This window comes from Salmonella sp. SJTUF15570, assembly GCF_043357055.1.
Taxonomy (GTDB): domain Bacteria; phylum Pseudomonadota; class Gammaproteobacteria; order Enterobacterales; family Enterobacteriaceae; genus Salmonella; species Salmonella enterica.
Genome location: NZ_JBEUKJ010000007.1, coordinates 1 through 17,533 on the forward strand (window position 1 = coordinate 1; position 17,533 = coordinate 17,533).

The 17,533-nt window shown below is 52.7% G+C and carries 13 protein-coding genes; 5 read left to right on the forward strand and 8 right to left on the reverse strand.

Annotation, left to right across the window (positions count from 1 at the left end):
- From ABVN44_RS15130 to ABVN44_RS15140, 3 genes are all read right to left on the reverse strand, one after another.
- Positions 1 to 1,895 (reverse strand): ESPR-type extended signal peptide-containing protein (locus ABVN44_RS15130; protein ID WP_393920706.1); only part of this gene is annotated, 1,895 nt, incomplete at its 3' end.
- A 43-nt stretch (positions 1,896 to 1,938) separates the two neighbouring features.
- On the reverse strand, positions 1,939 to 2,622 hold the full coding sequence (locus ABVN44_RS15135; RefSeq protein ID WP_023232403.1) for a DUF3251 domain-containing protein: 684 nt from the start codon (positions 2,620 to 2,622) through the stop codon (positions 1,939 to 1,941).
- Between the two features lie 483 nt (positions 2,623 to 3,105).
- Complete coding sequence (locus ABVN44_RS15140) at positions 3,106 to 3,468, reverse strand: YibL family ribosome-associated protein (protein WP_023183781.1); 363 nt, start codon at positions 3,466 to 3,468, stop codon at positions 3,106 to 3,108.
- 290 nt (positions 3,469 to 3,758) lie between these two features.
- On the opposite strand from ABVN44_RS15140, the gene ABVN44_RS15145 reads away from it, so the two are divergent.
- Positions 3,759 to 3,968 carry a hypothetical protein gene (locus ABVN44_RS15145; RefSeq protein ID WP_023232401.1) on the forward strand — a complete coding sequence of 70 codons (210 nt, stop codon included), beginning with the start codon at positions 3,759 to 3,761 and terminating at the stop codon, positions 3,966 to 3,968.
- A 9-nt stretch (positions 3,969 to 3,977) separates the two neighbouring features.
- Here ABVN44_RS15145 and mtlR read toward each other — a convergent pair whose 3' ends face one another.
- The 3 genes from mtlR to mtlA form a co-directional block, all read right to left on the reverse strand.
- Positions 3,978 to 4,568: a mannitol operon repressor MtlR gene (mtlR, locus tag ABVN44_RS15150; RefSeq protein WP_000193201.1), complete on the reverse strand. Its 591-nt coding sequence runs from the start codon at positions 4,566 to 4,568 to the stop codon at positions 3,978 to 3,980.
- A complete protein-coding gene (gene mtlD / locus ABVN44_RS15155; RefSeq protein WP_000645391.1) occupies positions 4,565 to 5,713 on the reverse strand; it encodes a mannitol-1-phosphate 5-dehydrogenase in 1,149 nt (382 codons plus the stop codon). Before mtlD ends, mtlR begins: the two co-directional genes overlap by 4 nt.
- Before the next feature lie 230 nt (positions 5,714 to 5,943).
- A complete protein-coding gene (mtlA, locus tag ABVN44_RS15160; RefSeq protein WP_000093287.1) occupies positions 5,944 to 7,860 on the reverse strand; it encodes a PTS mannitol transporter subunit IICBA in 1,917 nt (638 codons plus the stop codon).
- A 475-nt stretch (positions 7,861 to 8,335) separates the two neighbouring features.
- On the opposite strand from mtlA, the gene ABVN44_RS15165 reads away from it, so the two are divergent.
- From ABVN44_RS15165 to selB, 3 genes are all read left to right on the forward strand, one after another.
- Positions 8,336 to 8,944 carry a glutathione S-transferase gene (locus ABVN44_RS15165; protein WP_000766681.1) on the forward strand — a complete coding sequence of 203 codons (609 nt, stop codon included), beginning with the start codon at positions 8,336 to 8,338 and terminating at the stop codon, positions 8,942 to 8,944.
- 98 nt (positions 8,945 to 9,042) lie between these two features.
- Positions 9,043 to 10,434 carry an L-seryl-tRNA(Sec) selenium transferase gene (gene selA / locus ABVN44_RS15170; protein ID WP_000200188.1) on the forward strand — a complete coding sequence of 464 codons (1,392 nt, stop codon included), beginning with the start codon at positions 9,043 to 9,045 and terminating at the stop codon, positions 10,432 to 10,434.
- Positions 10,431 to 12,281, forward strand: coding sequence for a selenocysteine-specific translation elongation factor (gene selB / locus ABVN44_RS15175; protein ID WP_023138219.1), 1,851 nt, complete (start codon positions 10,431 to 10,433; stop codon positions 12,279 to 12,281). The genes selA and selB overlap by 4 nt, the downstream gene beginning before the upstream one ends.
- 247 nt (positions 12,282 to 12,528) lie before the next feature.
- Here the strand turns inward: selB and ABVN44_RS15180 are convergent, their stop codons facing one another.
- Positions 12,529 to 13,410, reverse strand: coding sequence for an ROK family protein (locus tag ABVN44_RS15180; RefSeq protein WP_023232398.1), 882 nt, complete (start codon positions 13,408 to 13,410; stop codon positions 12,529 to 12,531).
- 168 nt (positions 13,411 to 13,578) lie between these two features.
- Between ABVN44_RS15180 and aldB the strand changes: the two genes are divergently transcribed.
- On the forward strand, positions 13,579 to 15,117 hold the full coding sequence (aldB, locus tag ABVN44_RS15185; protein ID WP_000183988.1) for an aldehyde dehydrogenase AldB: 1,539 nt from the start codon (positions 13,579 to 13,581) through the stop codon (positions 15,115 to 15,117).
- A 285-nt stretch (positions 15,118 to 15,402) separates the two neighbouring features.
- On the opposite strand, the gene ABVN44_RS15190 is transcribed toward aldB, so the two are convergent.
- Positions 15,403 to 17,358 carry a glycoside hydrolase family 127 protein gene (locus ABVN44_RS15190; RefSeq protein WP_023232397.1) on the reverse strand — a complete coding sequence of 652 codons (1,956 nt, stop codon included), beginning with the start codon at positions 17,356 to 17,358 and terminating at the stop codon, positions 15,403 to 15,405.
- Positions 17,359 to 17,533: the final 175 nt, after the last annotated feature.

Below are 17,533 nucleotides of genomic sequence, written 5' to 3' on the forward strand. Positions count from 1 at the left end.
ACGTTGGTGATTTTGCTGGTGGCATTGGTGCCGTGTGCAGCGGTGAATACGCCTGAGGCGTCATCCCATTTCAGTGCATCTTCACCAAGGTTAGTCACCGTATCAGTCAGGTTGGTGATACTGGTGGTGTTGGCGGCAACGTCATTCGTCAGATTAGTGATATTGGTGGTGTTGTTAGCAACATCGCCGGTCAGGTTGGTGATATTAGTGGTGTTGGTTGCCACGTTGTCGTTGGTGGTTTTCAACTGAGAACCGTTGACGGCATCGGTACTGTCAGTAGTCAAATCACCGTCTTTAACGTTGGTGATTTTGCTGGTGGCATCGGTGCCGTGTGCAGCGGTGAATGCGCCTGAGGCGTCATCCCATGCCAGCGCATCTTCACCAAGGTTAGTCACCGTATCAGTCAGGTTGGTGATACTGGTGGTGTTGGCGGCAACGTCATTCGTCAGATTAGTGATATTGGTGGTGTTGTTAGCAACATCGCCGGTCAGGTTGGTGATATTAGTGGTGTTGGTTGCCACGTTGTCGTTGGTGGTTTTCAACTGAGAACCGTTAACGGCATCGGTACTGGATGCGCTCAATGCACCATCTTTTACATTAGTAATTGTGCTGGTGGCATCGGAGCCGTGTTCTGCACTGTAGACTTTTTTAAGCGAGTCCCATTGTAATGTATTATCGTCAATTCCCTTTAAAGCGTCGCCAACATTATTAAAGTTACCGCTTTGCAGTTTGTAGTTAGGGGCGTTAACAACCCCGGCAGTACTCACGGAGGCGCCACCGCCCAGACGGTCTGCAACTGACTTACTGATATCATAAAGCTGTGAACCATTGATGGCATCAGTACTGGTACTGCTAATATCGCCTTTTGCCATATGGACAATTTTACGCTGCAGCGTATCGTTACCCACTGAAACAGTATTATCTTCCGCGGCAGTAGACTCTGTGCCCAGAGCAACGGAGTTGACACCAGTTACATTGGACAGGCTACCAATCGCAATACTCTTTTCACTACCAGAATAGCTTTCTTGTCCAATCGCAATACTGTTTTCGCTGCTTGCCTGACTTTTATTACCCAACGCAATAGAATTTAAACCGTCTGCTTTTCCAGCCTGACCGAAAACCATTGCTCCAGCTTTGGTTGCACTGGCACCATATCCAAGCGCAACGGTATTGTCCGCGTCAGCTATGCTGTTTGCGCCGAATGCCAAACTATATAATCCGTTGGCTTCGCTTTCGGCACCCATTGCAATGGAACCTGTGCCATTGCCCAGGGCGTTTCTACCTAATGCCAGACTATCGTCACCCGTGGCCTTACTGCTTGCACCCAGTGCTACCGATTTTTCTCCTGATGATGACGCTTTGTGACCTAACGCAACACTACCTTTCTTTTGGGCTGCGGAACCTTGACCTATTGCCACTGCACTCTCACCGCTAGCACTGGAGCCAACCGCTAATGCAACTGTATAGTCGCCAGCGGCACTAGCGCCACTTCCGATAGCAACCCCCCTGCTCCCTGCGGCTGTCGATAGCTGCCCCATTGATACTGAACTTTGTCCAGTAGCATGACTGTCATAACCCACTGCAGTAGCCCCCACAGCAGAGATTGCATTTACCCCAATAGAAATACTTGCTGTGCTACCGCCTACAGAGGAAGCCTTCGCACCTTTACCAATAGCAATCCATGCGTCAGTGAGTTCGGTGCCATCAGAATATGTACCACCATCAAGGCTGACAGAAGCACTTGCCCCAAACGACGACATCAGCCCACCGGCGACTAATGCAGATACTAACAGCTTCCTGCGCCCAGATTTCTTGCCACGACCTTTCGCTGTTTCACTGGCGACAGTGAAGTTGCCAGTTGCAGGGTTCCAGATAACTTTAAAAATTTTGTTCATTGTTGTTGCTCTCTATTCCTTGTTATAAGTGCAATGACTGCATTTATTTTTTGCTTTTTTTCTGCCTGGTATCGGCAGGTGGAAGATTGTCGAAGTTGATATTCTGCATATTAATAGCCAACTTCAGGTATTTCAGGTTATTGGGCGACACCCCTTTTAACGTTAAGTTAATGTCTTGCCATTGACCTGGTAATAATTGCAGCGTGGAGTTCATGGTGGTGCTAAATAGCAGCTGTTGCCATTTGGCATATTCTTTTAGATCAATAGGTTTTTCACCGCCCCAGGTGGCATGAAAACCAACGTTAGAAACAGGTACACTTAATAAATTAACCAGCGAAATATGTATGACGCAGCCATTTTCAGAGGCCTCTATTGATAATATGCGCCCCGCTAAACCCACAGACCCATTATTTAGAATAAAATATTTTGTTTGAGCTGGGTTAAATTCAGTAAAGACAAAGTTGTCTTGCTGACGCTTAATCTCTTTCACCACCTGAGTCAGCATTTTTGTACTGTTTATTGCGCTAAGATTTTGTTTTTCAATGTTATTTGTTTTTTTGTCTTGTTGTTCTAATTGCTTTTCGAGTTGATCAATTCTGGCCTTTTGTTCTTCCTGTTGTTTTGTTAGTTCATCAACTACTTTCGTTTTTTCGACGTAGTCACAACCTGACAATACCAGTATTGTCGAAGCCGCCAGGACGCTTATAAATAATTTATTCACATTCATATAAAAGTATCCTTACATATCATCCCTGCTCGCGATTTGAACTAAGGGATGTGTCCATCTGTGGTTGATGTTTTTGTGATTTATATTGTCGGCTTTATAGTTATTACTTACACATTCATTTTGAAAATTATTTATTAAGTTTTAAAATTGTTTAATTTTATTAAGGAGGAGGATTTTAATGAGGAGGGTTATCAAATGTCAAATACTGCATTTAAAGCAGAAAAAGAGCTTTAATTTAATATTCATGCAGCCAATGTTTTTGGGCTGATTTTTAGAATATGGATGGAAAAATAACGGCAAAACTTTTATTTTATGAATGATATCGTCCATTTTCAGGCGTCGAACCAAACCTTTTACTGAACGCATTTTCAGATTGAGTGCCACTGGTAAAAACTTGGTTCTACGAGAAAACAGAGGGGGGTTTTGTTACACCCCGAATTTATCTGAAATACGGGGTGTCAGGTCGGTATACAGGTAAGGGGGTTAAAATGCTGTCTTTGAGAACCCTGTCATCTCTTTGAGCCCCATTTCCCGGCCCAGCGCCGTCATCGGGTGCACCACGATCAGGCCGCGTACGCTTTTTTTGAGTTTGCCCATATCGGCCTGCTCTTTTTTAGTGATCGCGCGGCGAAACGGCAGGTTCATCAGCTTCTGCGCTTCTTTACTCAGTTTCTGGCTGTGTACTTCGCGCAGACGGATAATTTCTGCTTCCAGCGTCTCTTTTTCTTTTTCCAGCTCCGCGTATTTATCGGCGGATTCAACCAGAGAGAGACCTGCCTGCTGGTGGCGAATAGCGTCAAGACGATCGCTCAGGCGTTTAATTTCGTTTTTTTCGACTTCTTTCATGGGATAGCTTCTGATAGAAATGGGATAGATACCTTATAGTATGCGCGCAGTGAGTGATTCTTCACAACTCATGACGTAAAGATAATCAATTATGGCAAGTATTACACTGCTCACTATTTAATTATCTCGTTGAGAATAAAATCCTTTTTGTCGAAAGAAAAGATGAAGCGCCCTTTTGTCGGCAAGAAAAGCGATTAAGCACATTTTCCTCAATGACAACGCTAAATTGATCCTAAACTCAAATAAGCGACCGCGGGAGTCAGACGCGGGTCCCACATGGAGGATCTATCATGGCAAAAATAGGTGAGAACGTACCACTTCTTATTGATAAAGCCGTCGATTTTATGGCGTCCAGCCAGGCGTTCCGTGAATACCTGAATAAAACGCCGCCGCGTGATTATGTTCCTTCCGAGGTGCCGTCGGAGAGCGCGTCCATTTATTTGCAGCGTCTGGAATATTACCGGCGGCTGTACCGACCAAAAGAAGAAGAAAGAGGTTAACGGCGGGATTTACTTTTGAAAGGCCTTTTTTAAGCTGATTTTAGAAATCAGCTCGGTCAGAGAGAGAACCATCGTCGAACGCACCGCCTGCTGGTAGCGCTGAATTTGCATGGCGTAGAGCGCCGCGTCGGACGTATCAAAATGCGGCGGCGGCGGTAGCGCCATGACGCAGTGCAGTTCGCCAAACGGCCCGAGGATTTCATCGTCGGTAAAGGCGTACTCATTGCCGTCGTGATTCAGCTCTTCGCGCAGCGCCATTAACAGCTCCGCATCTTCATATTCGGTGCGGCTGAGTACGCCAAGGCCATAGATAAGTTTCAGACGTACCGAAAGATCGCCCAGCGGCCCGTCGCCGTCCAGCAACGGTTCCACAGCGTATTTCACCGCATAGTCGTCTTTGCGAAACACCTGAAGCACCAGAATATTCACCGCCTCGGTCAATAACTCGACGGCGGTAATCAGGAAGCTCCGTACGGTTTTGCCAGCATTCAGACGCTCAAGCACACGATTTTCAAAGGCCTGGGTTTGTTCCATTATTGCCTGCATATCTGACAATCTGTTATTTGGGCGCAGGCTAACCTGCGCCGGATTCTGCGTCATTTGGTCGCGTTATATGCGTTAACCGCCTCCGCCACCACATCGCTATTGGCATCCAGCCCGGAAATTTGCGCCAGCGCGGCCTGCGGGCCTTTTTCGGTAATCAGAGCCGCCAACTCCTGCGCCTGCGGATCTTCATCACTACGGAAATGCATCGCCGCCGCGATCCCTTTGACCAGATTTACATGCGGCAGACCATATTCCAGGGTGCCAAGCAGCGGTTTGATCAGACGGTCGCCCGCGCTGAGTTTGCGTAGCGGCTGACGACCTACGCGTTCGACGTCATCTTTCAGATACGGGTTTTCAAAACGACCGAGGATTTTCTGAATGTATGCCGCATGTTTGTCGGCATCAAAACCGTAGCGTTTGATCAGCACCGCGCCGCTTTCTTCCATCGCGCCTTTCACCACCGCACGAATACTCTCATCGAGAATAGCGTCGCGAATGGTCTGATGACCGGCTAATTTGCCGAGGTACGCGGTTATAGCATGACCTGTGTTCAGCGTGAAGAGTTTACGTTCGACAAATGCCATCAGGTTATCCGTTAACTCCATCCCCGGAATGTTTGGCAACGCGCCTTTAAACTGGGTTTTATCGACAATCCACTCGCTGAACGTTTCTACCGTCACTTCCAGCGGATCGTTGGTTGCAGAAGCGGAAGGCGGCACAATACGGTCAACGGCGGAATCGACAAAACCGACGTGCTGTTCAACCCAGGCTTTATCGCCATCCGCCAGCGCGTTCATTACGTGGCCTTTCAGCTGCGTGGTGCCGCGCACCATATTTTCACAGGCGATGATATTCAGCGGGGCATCCACGCCCTGCGCCTTACGTTTTACCAGCCCTTTAGCGATGGCCGGAGCGATACGCTCAAGCACAACCGGACCCACGGCAGTAGTGATTAAATCAACGTGGGCAATCAGGTCGACAACATCATCGCCGATGCTGCTGACAGCGTTGACGCCGGAAACCGTATCCACCTGCTCATTTTCACCCACAACATGAACCTGATAGCTATGACGGGCATTCAGGGCATCGAGTACGACCTGATTTACATCCGCAAACGTCAGTTGTATCCCCGCGTCAGCCAGCAGTTTGCCGATAAAGCCACGACCGATATTACCTGCGCCAAAATGTAATGCTTTCATAGTATTAACCTTCATTAATGTTTTTACCCGAGAGGGCTGGGGTGAGGGACTGCATAGATTTCCCCTCAACCTAACCCTCTCCACAAGGGAGAGGGTATCGCCTTCATATTTCGAACTGCAGATGCGTTGGCTCTCCTCGCTCACCCCAGTCACGTACTTATGTACGCTCCTGGGGATTCACTGCGTTGCCGCCTTCCTGCAGCTCGAACTATTTTGGGGATACTTAACTGTTAAGCTTTTTTACCTGCCAGCAGTTCCAGCACTTCATCCACGCTGGTGGTGTGCGCCAGACGTTCGATTACGGATTCATCATCCAGCGCGTTGGTCAGGCTGGTGATGACCTGGATGTGCTCATTGTTACGTGCGGCGATACCAATGACCAGACGGGCAATATCGTCTTCTTCTTCACCGAAGCGTACGCCTTCCGGATACTGGCAGAACACCACGCCGGTTTTCAGCACGCGATCTTTCGCTTCCACTGTACCGTGCGGTACTGCGATGGATTCACCGAGGTAAGTCGGCGTCAGCTTTTCGCGGTCCAGCATCGCCTCGACGTATTCCGGCTCAACATAGCCGCCTTTCACCAGTTGTTCACCGGCAAAGCGAATCGCCTCTTCTTTGTTAGCGGCTTTACGGCCCAGGAAGATATTCTCCGCACCCAGTTTGAACAGGTTGTTATCACCCTCCTCAAAGCTGTCTTTCAGATGGTCGCGTACTTTCTCTTCATTAGTATTGTGGCGCTGTGCGGCAACCAGACGTTCGGTCAGGCTGGTGTACAGGCCGCTATCCAGGAAGTTGGTCAGCGAAATATGCTGCGCCTGCGGTACCTGACGCATCGCGCGCTCGGTAAGGTCACGGTGAGTAATGACCAGATCCACATCCGGCGGCAGATTGTTAATCGCGCTGTTGGTGACGGAGATCTGGCTCAGGCCCGCATCCTGTACTTTCTTACGCAGTACCCCTGCGCCCATCGCGCTGGAACCCATACCGGCATCGCAAGCCACGATGATTTTACGCACATGGCTCAGGTCGTTGGTCACGTCGCCAGCCGCCAGCGGAGAGGCGCCTTTAGATTCCGCTTTCATGTCATGCATACGACGGGTGGCCGCTTCAATGTCATCTTCTTCTTTCACTTTGCTGGTTTTCAGCAGAATTGCAGAAACCACGAAGGAGACCGCCATTGCCGCCACGATGGCAGCGATGTTAGCGAAGTAAGCGCCTTTTGGCGTCATCGCCAGTACGGCCAGAATGGAGCCAGGAGAAGCCGGAGAAACCAGACCGCCGTTCAGGATGGTCAGGGTAAATACGCCAGTCATACCGCCAAGGATAACGGCCAGGATCAGACGTGGGTTCATCAGCACGTACGGGAAGTAGATCTCATGGATACCGCCCAGGAAGTGGATAATTGCCGCGCCGCCCGCAGACTGTTTAGCGCTGCCGCGACCGAAGAACATGTACGCCAGCAGGACGCCCATCCCTGGACCCGGGTTAGCTTCAATCAGGAAGAAGATGGATTTACCCATCTCATGGGACTGCTGGATACCCAGCGGTGAGAAGATGCCGTGGTTAATCGCGTTATTGAGGAACAGGATTTTCGCCGGTTCAACAAAAATGGACGCCAGCGGCAGCATATCGTGCGCCACCATGAAGTTAACGCCCGCCGCCAGAATTTTGGACAGGACTTCAACCGCCGGACCAATACCGAGGAACGCCAGGATGGCGAGGATCATACCGATAATGCCAGCGGAGAAGTTGTTCACCAGCATCTCAAAACCGGATTTGATCTTACCGTCTACCCAACTGTCGAATTTCTTAATGCAGTAGCCGCCTAATGGACCGGCGATCATTGAGCCGAGGAACATCGGCATATCCGCGCCGACAATAACGCCCATGGTAGTGATAGCGCCCACCACGCCGCCGCGTTCGCCGCCAACCAGACGACCGCCGGTATAACCGATGAGCAGCGGCAGCAGGTAGGTGATCATCGGACCAACCAGTTTCGCCAGCGTTTCGTTAGGCAACCACCCTGTTGGAATAAATAATGCGGTGATAATACCCCACGCGATAAACGCGCCGATATTAGGCATCACCATATTGCTGAGGAATCGACCAAAGCTTTGCACTTTGATCTTAATATCGGATGACATAAAAACACCCCTTCTTATGTTGCTGTCGCGCAGGCTGAAAGCCCGAGGTTTGTTAATGTAGCGGCAGAGGTAGCCGGACCCTGTAGTGTAGATACTGCGCAATCTGGCACTGAATCGTTCAACTGTCCAGACAGGGACAATTTATGTGATTTGTGTCACATAAATATAGGGGGTAGAGAGGTAATTGATGTGATATTGATCACAAAGTGGCTGTGTAAAAAAACAACGAATCTAATTTTTAGCACTTAAAAGGCCATTTTATGTGAGATATTTCACATTTTTATTTTGGTGCTTTGTTGAGTTTTTGTGATCCTCTTCACAAGAAATTTTAAGCCCGGGTAACGTCAATACGATCTGGTAAACATTTTGTCGCGAGCCCTCTCACGTTATGTCATTCAGCAACCTCCTTTTGTGTCTCTTTTCGTCTTATTTGAGCCATACTATGATTTTTACTGGTTGGCAAAAAGGACACGGCATGAAACTCATCGGTAGCTACACCAGCCCTTTTGTGCGCAAAATCTCTGTTCTGCTGCTCGAAAAAGGCATTACCTTCGAATTTATTAATGAACTACCCTACGAGGCGGATAACGGCGTGGCGCAATACAACCCTCTGGGTAAGGTGCCAGCGCTGGTGACGGAGAAAGGGGAGTATTGGTTCGATTCGCCGATCATCGCGGAATATATTGAACTGCTGGATATCGCGCCAGCGATGCTCCCGCGTGACCCGATGGCAGCGCTTAAAGTTCGCCAGCTTGAAGCGTTGGCTGACGGCATTATGGATGCAGCGTTGGTGTCTGTACGCGAACAGGCGCGCCCGGCGGCGCAACAATCGGAAACGGAACTGTTGCGCCAGCGGGAAAAAATCAACCGCAGCCTGGATATGCTCGAAAGTTATCTGAGCGACGGGACGCTAAAAACGGATACGGTCAATCTGGCGACTATCGCGATTGCCTGTGCGGTAGGCTATCTCAACTTCCGCCGGGTCGCGCCTGGCTGGTGCGTTAGCCGCCCCCACCTGGTTAAACTGGTCGAAACGCTTTTTCAACGCGAAAGCTTTGCCCGCACCGAAGCGCCAAAGGCTTGACGCGCATTATGTCCGCCTGAGCAAACTCACGTTACAATCCCCCTTATGTCGATATCCCTCTCCCGCCAGGAGAGGGCCACCAACAGCCAGGCATTTTCATGACAAGCGAAACGCGTACACTCTACAGCCAGCTTCCTGCTATCGATCGCTTATTGCACGATAGCGCTTTTCTTTCTCTGCGCGATCGGTATGGTCATACCCAGGTGGTTGATCTGCTTAGGCGGATGCTTGACGACGCGCGCGACGTCATCCGGAATACGCAAACGCTTCCCGACTGGTACGCAGACTGGGCGCAAGAGGCGAAACTCCGGCTGGAAAATGCGGCGCAAAGCGCGCTGCGCCCGGTGATTAACCTGACGGGGACGGTGCTGCACACCAACCTTGGCCGCGCATTGCAGGCGCAAGAAGCGATTGAGGCGGTAACGCAGGCGATGCGCGCGCCGGTGACGCTGGAATACGATTTAGATGGCGCCGGGCGGGGGCATCGCGACCGGGCGCTGGCGACGTTGTTATGCCGTATCACCGGGGCGGAGGACGCCTGTATCGTCAATAACAATGCGGCGGCGGTATTGCTGATGCTGGCGGCGACCGCCAGCGGCAAAGAGGTGGTAGTTTCGCGTGGCGAGCTGGTCGAAATCGGCGGCGCGTTTCGTATTCCGGATGTTATGCGTCAGGCGGGCTGTACGCTGCATGAAGTGGGCACCACCAACCGGACGCACGCGAAAGATTACCGTCAGGCGGTAAATGAAAATACCGGGCTGTTGATGAAGGTGCATACCAGTAATTACAGCATTGAGGGCTTTACCAAAACGGTAGAGGAAGCGGAACTGGCGGAAATTGGGCGAGAGCTGGATATTCCGGTGGTGGCGGATCTGGGCAGCGGTTCGCTGGTGGATTTAAGTCAATATGGCTTACCCAAAGAGCCGATGCCACAGCAGCTCATTGCCGCAGGCGTCAGCCTGGTAAGCTTCTCCGGCGATAAGTTGCTGGGCGGGCCGCAGGCCGGGATCATCGTCGGCAAAAAAGCGATGATTGCCCAACTGCAAAGCCATCCGCTGAAACGCGCTCTGCGCGCCGATAAAATGACACTGGCGGCGCTGGAGGCAACGTTACGTCTGTATCTGCACCCGGAAGCGTTGGCGGAGAAATTACCCACCCTGCGTCTGTTAACCCGCAGTGAAGCGTCGATTCGCGAACAAGCGCAGCGGTTACAGGCGCGGCTGGCGGCACGTTACGGCGATGAATTTGCGCTGGAGGTTAAACCCTGCCTGTCGCAAATCGGCAGCGGTTCATTACCAGTAGACCGCCTTCCCAGCGCCGCCATGACCTTTACCCCGCACGACGGGCGTGGTAGTCGGCTGGAGGCGCTGGCGGCCCGCTGGCGCACGCTGCCTGTACCGGTCATTGGCCGAATTTATGATGGCCGTTTATGGCTGGATATGCGCTGTCTTGAAGACGAAAGCCGGTTTATGGAGATGATGCTGAAATGATTATTGCAACTGCCGGACACGTAGACCACGGTAAAACGACGTTGCTCCAGGCGATTACCGGAGTCAATGCCGATCGCCTGCCGGAAGAGAAAAAACGCGGGATGACTATCGATCTGGGCTACGCCTATTGGCCGCAGCCGGATGGTCGTGTGCTGGGCTTTATCGATGTGCCTGGACATGAAAAATTCCTCTCTAACATGCTGGCGGGCGTAGGCGGTATTGATCACGCTTTGCTGGTGGTCGCCTGTGATGACGGCGTCATGGCGCAAACGCGCGAGCATTTACAGATCCTGCAACTGACGGGCAATCTCCAGCTCACCGTCGCGCTGACCAAAGCCGATCGCGTGGACGAGGCGCGTATCGGTGAAGTACGTGAAGAGGTACTGGCGGCGCTCGACAACTATGGCTTCGCCGATACCGTTTTATTTGTCACCGCCGCCAATGAAGGGCGCGGTATTGCAGAACTTCGCGCTCATTTACAGCAGCTTCCTGCACGTTCGCACGCCGCGCAGCATCGTTTCCGTCTGGCTATCGACCGTGCGTTTACGGTGAAAGGGGCGGGACTGGTGGTGACCGGAACGGCGCTGAGCGGAGAGGTAAACGTGGGCGATACGCTATGGTTGACCGGCGTTAATACGCCGATGCGCGTACGAAGTCTACACGCGCAAAATCAGCCCACCGACCATGCGTATGCCGGGCAACGTATTGCGCTCAATATTGCGGGCGATGCGGAGAAGGAGCAGCTTAACCGCGGCGACTGGCTGCTTTCGGATGCGCCGGTGGGGGAAGCTTTTTCCCGGGTGATCGTTTCTCTGGCGCTTCATGCGCCGCTTTCCCAATGGCAGCCGCTACATATTCACCATGCCGCCAGCCATGTGACCGGTCGCGTCTCTTTGCTGGAAGGCGGGCTGGCCGAGCTGATCTTTGATACGCCGTTGTGGCTGGCCGATAATGACAGACTGGTGCTGCGTGATATTTCCGCACGCGCCACCCTTGCTGGCGCACGCGTGGTGACGCTTAAGGCGCCGCGTCGCGGTAAACGTAAGCCAGATTATTTGCACTGGCTTTCAACGCTTGCCGACGCGCAGGACGATAGCGCGGCGTTGGCCATTCATCTGGAACGCGGCGCCGTCAACCTGCCGGATTTCGGTTGGGCGCGTCAGCTTAATCCTCTCGGTATGCGTCAGCTTATTGAGCAACATGGTTTTATCCAGGCCGGAGACAATCTGTTAAGCGCGCCCGTCGCCGCCCGCTGGCAGCGTAAGATTCTTGATACGCTGGCGACCTACCACGAACAGCACCGCGATGAACCGGGGCCGGGACGCGAGCGTTTACGCCGCATGGCCCTGCCGATGGAGGATGAAGCGCTGGTTCTGATGCTGATCGAGCGGATGCGCGACGACGGCCTGATTCATAGCCATCACGGTTGGTTGCATCTGCCGGATCATAAAGCGGGATTTAGCGATGAGCAGCAGGCCGTCTGGCAAAAAGTCGAACCGCTATTTGGCGATGAGCCCTGGTGGGTACGCGATCTGGCGAAAGAGACCGGAACGGAAGAACAATTGATGCGGCTGGTGCTGCGGCAGGCGGCACAGCAAGGCATCATTACCGCGATCGTAAAAGATCGGTACTATCGTAACGATCGGATTGTCGCTTTCGCCAATATGATCCGCGAGCTGGATCAAGAGAGAGGATCAACGTGTGCGGCGGATTTTCGCGACAGGCTGAATGTAGGGCGGAAACTGGCCATTCAGATCCTTGAATATTTTGACCGGATTGGATTTACACGACGTCGTGGGAATGATCATTTATTACGTGATGCGTTATTATTTCCGCAAAAAGAATGAAATGGTTAAATTAAATAACAAATGAAGCAATACAATTATTGCGTTGCTTTTTATTTTTCTGGCTTCTTAAAATAGCCAGCGTGAACCTGTTATCAGAATAGTTTTGCCCATATTCTTTGCGCCTTAGTCAGGCGACTCACGATGAGATTGTGGAAATTTATCGCGCGGCGATGTAACGCCTTTGCCCGGTGGCGCGGACGCTTACCGGGCCTGCGTAGACGATGCAGGCCGGATAAGGCGTAACTCGTTAGCTTCGGGCGAGCTGTTGCTGCGCCAGCCAGACGGCGCCCAGCCTGCCCGCCTGATTTCCCAGTTGGCAGGGCTGAATCGGTACCTGGAGCGCCTCCCACATTTCAAACGTTTCAAGATGCCGCGTCAGGAGCGGGTAGAGCTTTTCCTGTTCGCTTATTCCTCCGCCGATCAGCACCACGCCCGGATCAAACATAGAGATCACGCTGTAAACGCCGCGTGAAAGATAACGCGCCCAGTCATTGACCGCCTCACGCAGATGAACATTGGTCGCCATTCGTTCGAAGATCACATCCGCAGGCGGCATCTCTTCGGCAGGCAGCGCCAGCGCCTGGCGGCACGACGCCATTAATCCGCTGGTTGACGCGATTTTATGCATACTTTCGCCATTATTCCCGACCGGCATGACGCCGAATTCACCGGCGTGAAAATGCGCGCCGCGATACAGTTCTCGTCCGACGATAATACCGCCGCCAATGCCGGTTCCAATGGTGATACAGACCAGATTGTCATAATGCTGTCCGGCGCCTCGCCACATTTCGCCCAGCGCCGCGCAGTTCGCGTCGTTCTCCACGACCAGCGGCAGATCGGTTAGCCCGCTGAACAACTCCATCAGGTTGACGTCATCCAGGTAAGCCAGCGCGCCCGCTTTTGCCGCATGACCGTTATGGGGATTAATATGGCCGGGGAAACTGACCCCGATTGCCGCAATGTCATAGTCCTGTTGGCAACGCGCCACCACATCCTGCCATTTGCGGGTAAACGTGGAGGCGTCCTCTGGCGTATCGAATTGATGATGGGTTAATTCTTCGCCGTCACTGTTAATCACGCCATATTTGACGTGAGTTCCTCCCACATCAATACCGATATATTGCTGCATAGTGTTCTCCGTACGTTAAACAGGCACCTGTTTAGTATGGCTAAAACCAGACGGAGAAACGTAAAGGAAAGTAATTCGTGATTGCTGTCGTAAAGCGGGAAATCATTGGCGAAAAATTCACCAGCACCGTCTACCCTTGTGGAGTACCTTTACAATAAGGAGTTGGTCATGACGAACAATCCCCCTTCAACACGTATTCAGCCAGGTGAATACGGGTACCCACTGAAGTTAAAAGCCCGCTATGACAATTTTATTGGTGGTGACTGGGTTGCGCCCGCCGACGGCGAATATTATCAAAACCTGACGCCAGTGACCGGCCAGCCGCTATGTGAAGTCGCTTCCTCCGGTAAAAAAGATATCGATTTAGCGCTCGACGCCGCGCATAAGGCGAAAGATAAGTGGGCGCATACGTCAGTACAAGACCGTGCCGCTATCTTGTTTAAGATCGCCGATCGGATGGAACAAAACCTCGAACTGTTGGCGACAGCGGAAACCTGGGATAACGGTAAACCGATTCGTGAAACCAGCGCCGCCGACGTACCGCTGGCGATCGATCATTTCCGCTATTTCGCCTCCTGTATACGTGCGCAGGAGGGCGGGATTAGCGAAGTTGATAGCGAAACCGTGGCCTACCATTTTCACGAACCGCTTGGCGTCGTGGGGCAGATAATCCCGTGGAACTTTCCGTTGTTGATGGCAAGCTGGAAAATGGCGCCAGCGCTGGCGGCGGGTAACTGCGTGGTGCTTAAACCGGCACGCCTGACGCCGCTTTCCGTTCTGCTGTTAATGGAAGTCATTGGCGATCTGTTACCGCCGGGCGTCGTCAACGTCGTGAACGGCGCGGGCGGCGAGATCGGCGAATATCTGGCGACCTCGAAACGTATCGCGAAGGTGGCGTTTACCGGTTCGACGGAAGTGGGTCAACAGATCATGCAGTACGCCACGCAGAATATTATTCCAGTGACGCTGGAGTTAGGAGGCAAGTCGCCAAATATCTTCTTCGCCGACGTGATGGATGAGGAAGATGCGTTCTTTGATAAAGCGCTGGAGGGATTTGCCCTGTTTGCCTTTAACCAGGGCGAGGTGTGTACCTGTCCAAGCCGTGCGCTGGTCCAGGAGTCCATCTATGAGCGCTTTATGGAACGCGCTATTCGCCGGGTAGAGAGCATTCGCAGCGGGAACCCGCTAGATAGCGGTACACAGATGGGGGCGCAGGTCTCCCACGGCCAGCTTGAGACTATCCTCAATTATATCGATATCGGTAAAAAAGAGGGGGCCGATATTCTGACCGGTGGGCGACGCAAGGAGCTGGATGGCGAACTTAAAGAGGGCTATTACCTTGAGCCTACCATTCTGTTTGGTAAGAACAATATGCGCGTCTTTCAGGAGGAGATCTTTGGCCCGGTGCTGGCGGTAACCACCTTTAAAACCATGGAGGAGGCGCTGGAAATCGCTAACGATACGCAGTATGGCCTCGGCGCTGGCGTCTGGAGCCGCAACGGCAATCTGGCCTATAAGATGGGGCGCGGCATTCAGGCCGGGCGCGTATGGACCAACTGCTATCACGCCTATCCGGCACATGCGGCGTTCGGCGGCTATAAGCAGTCGGGCATCGGGCGCGAAACTCATAAGATGATGCTGGAACACTACCAGCAAACCAAGTGCCTGCTGGTGAGCTATTCCGATAAGCCGCTGGGGCTGTTCTGACGCAAGAGGTAATGCCCGATGGCGCTGCGCTTATCGGGCCTACCGCATTGATATCAGCCTGGTGGTAATGCCCGATGGCACTTCGCTTATCGGGCCTACCGCATTGATATCAGCCTGGTGGTCATGTCTGATGGCGCTGCGCTTATCGGGCCTACCGCGTTGATATTAGCCTGGTGGTAATGTCTGATGGCGCTACGCTTATCGGGCCTACAAAAATTCATCGCAATATACTGATATTGCAAATCTTGTAGGCCGGATAAGGCGCAGCCGCCATCCGGCACAGTATTACCGCTCGTTAACCCAAATCCGCATTTCGCCCTCGCCACGGTTGGCCCAGCTAAACCACGGAATGAACGTTAGCGTCTGCGGCTGGCGCGATGACGGCGCGTTATCGTAGTGCCACAACGCCTGATGCTGCGCATCTGGGGCGCTTTGCTTCTCGCCTTCAGCCTGAATCAGCATCTTATGCGCAAAAAGCCCTTTGCCCTCAAAGACCCGGAACTCACTCTCTTTCGGTAGCCACAGATTATGTAGTTCTTCGCCGTTATCGGCCTGCTCAAGGCAATAGACCAGCGGCCCGCGCTGAATGGCAACCTTACCGGCGACGTGACGCGCCAGCGGATTGCCATACACGCGGCGAACCGGCATCGGCAGCGTCAGGGTTATCGTATCGCCCTCCTGCCAGGTTCGACGGATATGCAGATAACCTTTGCGAATATCCTGCTCCACTTCCAGCCCGTTGAGCGTCACTTTTGCCTCAGGGCACCAGTCCGGCAGACGTAGCGCCAGCGTGTGACGTACCGGCTGCACAGAGTCGATGGCAATCTTCACCTGCTCATGCCACGGGTAGTTCCCGCTGATTCGCAGTTTGAGCGCGCCATTTTCAACCGGTATTTCCATGCTGTTACCCACGTACATATTGATGTACAGCGCATCCGCACGCGGTGTGTAGATGTAGTGACCAAGGGAGGTGAGTACGCGGGCGATGTTCGGCGGGCAGCAGGCGCAGCCAAACCAGCGCTGGCGAATGGGCTTAACGTGATCGTAAATATGGTTGAATTTTAACGATTTTGGATGCACTTCCAGCGGGTTGACGTAGAAGAAATGCTTGCCATCCAGCGCCATACCGCCGAGGACGGTGTTGTACAGCGCGCGCTCCATCACGTCGGCGTACTGGCTATCGGCTTCCATTTCCAGCATCCGGCGGGCGAACATCATCAGGCCGATTGAAGCGCAGCTTTCCGCATAGACCGAATCATTCGGTAAATCGTAATCGCTGCTAAAGGCTTCGCCACTGCTCTGTGAACCGATGCCTCCGGTGATATACAGCTGACGCTGCGCCATATTTTTCCACAGGCGCAGGCAGTCCTGGCGTTTGCCTTCATCGTTGCTCAGGCGAGCGAGATGCGCCACGCCGGTCATCAGATAGACAAAACGTACCGCGTGGCCAATGGCCGTCTGCTGCTGCGAAATTGGCAGATGCGCCTGGCTGTAGGCTTTGTCTTTGACCATCCACGCCGGGCCGTAGGTATGCCAGTAAGAGGTTTGGCCGCGTTTTTCGTACTCTTCGTCGTAGAAGTGCGGTTGGGCGCCGCGCTGCCCGATAAAGTAGCTTGCCAGCGCCATATAGCGCGGCTGCTCTGTTACCTCATACAGACGCATCAGCGCCAGCTCAATTTCCGGGTGGCCCGGATAGCCATGCAGCTGATTTTCGCCAGGGCCGAAAGTGCTGTCGATATGATCGGCCAGGCGACAAACGACGTCTAGCAGCCGACGCTTGCCGGTGGCCTGAAAGAAGGCGACGCCCGCTTCAATCAGATGCCCGGCGCAATAAAGCTCGTGGCACTCCGCCAGGTTGCTCCAGCGTTCTTGCGGGGCTTTTGCCGTAAAGTACGTATTGAGATAGCCATCGTCACACTGCGCGGCGGCCACCAGTTCAATCACCTCATCGGCGGTTTTCTCAAGCGCTGGATCGGGCTTCTGGCACAGTGACCAGGCAACCGCTTCCAGCCATTTCGCCACGTCGCTGTCCTGAAAGACCATGCCGTAAAAGTCGCCCGTCTGCTGGCCTGCGGCAATGCGGAAATTTTCAATGGCATGGCTGGGTTCAGCCTCTGGAATACGATCGTTTAACGCATCCCACTGGTAAGGAATAACCACATCGCGAACCAGTTGTTGATACTGTCCGAGGAACGGATCGCTGACCGTCAGTTTATGCAGATCGACTTCCAGTACGTTCATTTCGTGCTCCTTAAGGCTGTAGAGGTCATAGATATTCCTCGCTGACGGGGTATTTTATGGCAGTAATTTTTATTTTCGCGTTATGACCTGATTCATTTTGCCCGGATAGCGGTGAGCGACAAGGCGATAAAAGAGTAAAAAAAGATGACGATTCCGACCCGTATTTAAAAATGTG

What these genes read in the sequence shown, in the direction of transcription:
- ABVN44_RS15135 (WP_023232403.1), bottom strand. Translation starts at nt 2,622, where the DNA reads ATGAATGTGAATAAATTATTTATAAGCGTCCTGGCGGCTTCGACAATA.
- ABVN44_RS15140 (WP_023183781.1), bottom strand. Translation starts at nt 3,468, where the DNA reads ATGAAAGAAGTCGAAAAAAACGAAATTAAACGCCTGAGCGATCGTCTT.
- ABVN44_RS15145 (WP_023232401.1), top strand. Translation starts at nt 3,759, where the DNA reads ATGGCAAAAATAGGTGAGAACGTACCACTTCTTATTGATAAAGCCGTC.
- mtlR (WP_000193201.1), bottom strand. Translation starts at nt 4,568, where the DNA reads ATGACGCAGAATCCGGCGCAGGTTAGCCTGCGCCCAAATAACAGATTG.
- mtlD (WP_000645391.1), bottom strand. Translation starts at nt 5,713, where the DNA reads ATGAAAGCATTACATTTTGGCGCAGGTAATATCGGTCGTGGCTTTATC.
- mtlA (WP_000093287.1), bottom strand. Translation starts at nt 7,860, where the DNA reads ATGTCATCCGATATTAAGATCAAAGTGCAAAGCTTTGGTCGATTCCTC.
- ABVN44_RS15165 (WP_000766681.1), top strand. Translation starts at nt 8,336, where the DNA reads ATGAAACTCATCGGTAGCTACACCAGCCCTTTTGTGCGCAAAATCTCT.
- selA (WP_000200188.1), top strand. Translation starts at nt 9,043, where the DNA reads ATGACAAGCGAAACGCGTACACTCTACAGCCAGCTTCCTGCTATCGAT.
- selB (WP_023138219.1), top strand. Translation starts at nt 10,431, where the DNA reads ATGATTATTGCAACTGCCGGACACGTAGACCACGGTAAAACGACGTTG.
- ABVN44_RS15180 (WP_023232398.1), bottom strand. Translation starts at nt 13,410, where the DNA reads ATGCAGCAATATATCGGTATTGATGTGGGAGGAACTCACGTCAAATAT.
- aldB (WP_000183988.1), top strand. Translation starts at nt 13,579, where the DNA reads ATGACGAACAATCCCCCTTCAACACGTATTCAGCCAGGTGAATACGGG.
- ABVN44_RS15190 (WP_023232397.1), bottom strand. Translation starts at nt 17,358, where the DNA reads ATGAACGTACTGGAAGTCGATCTGCATAAACTGACGGTCAGCGATCCG.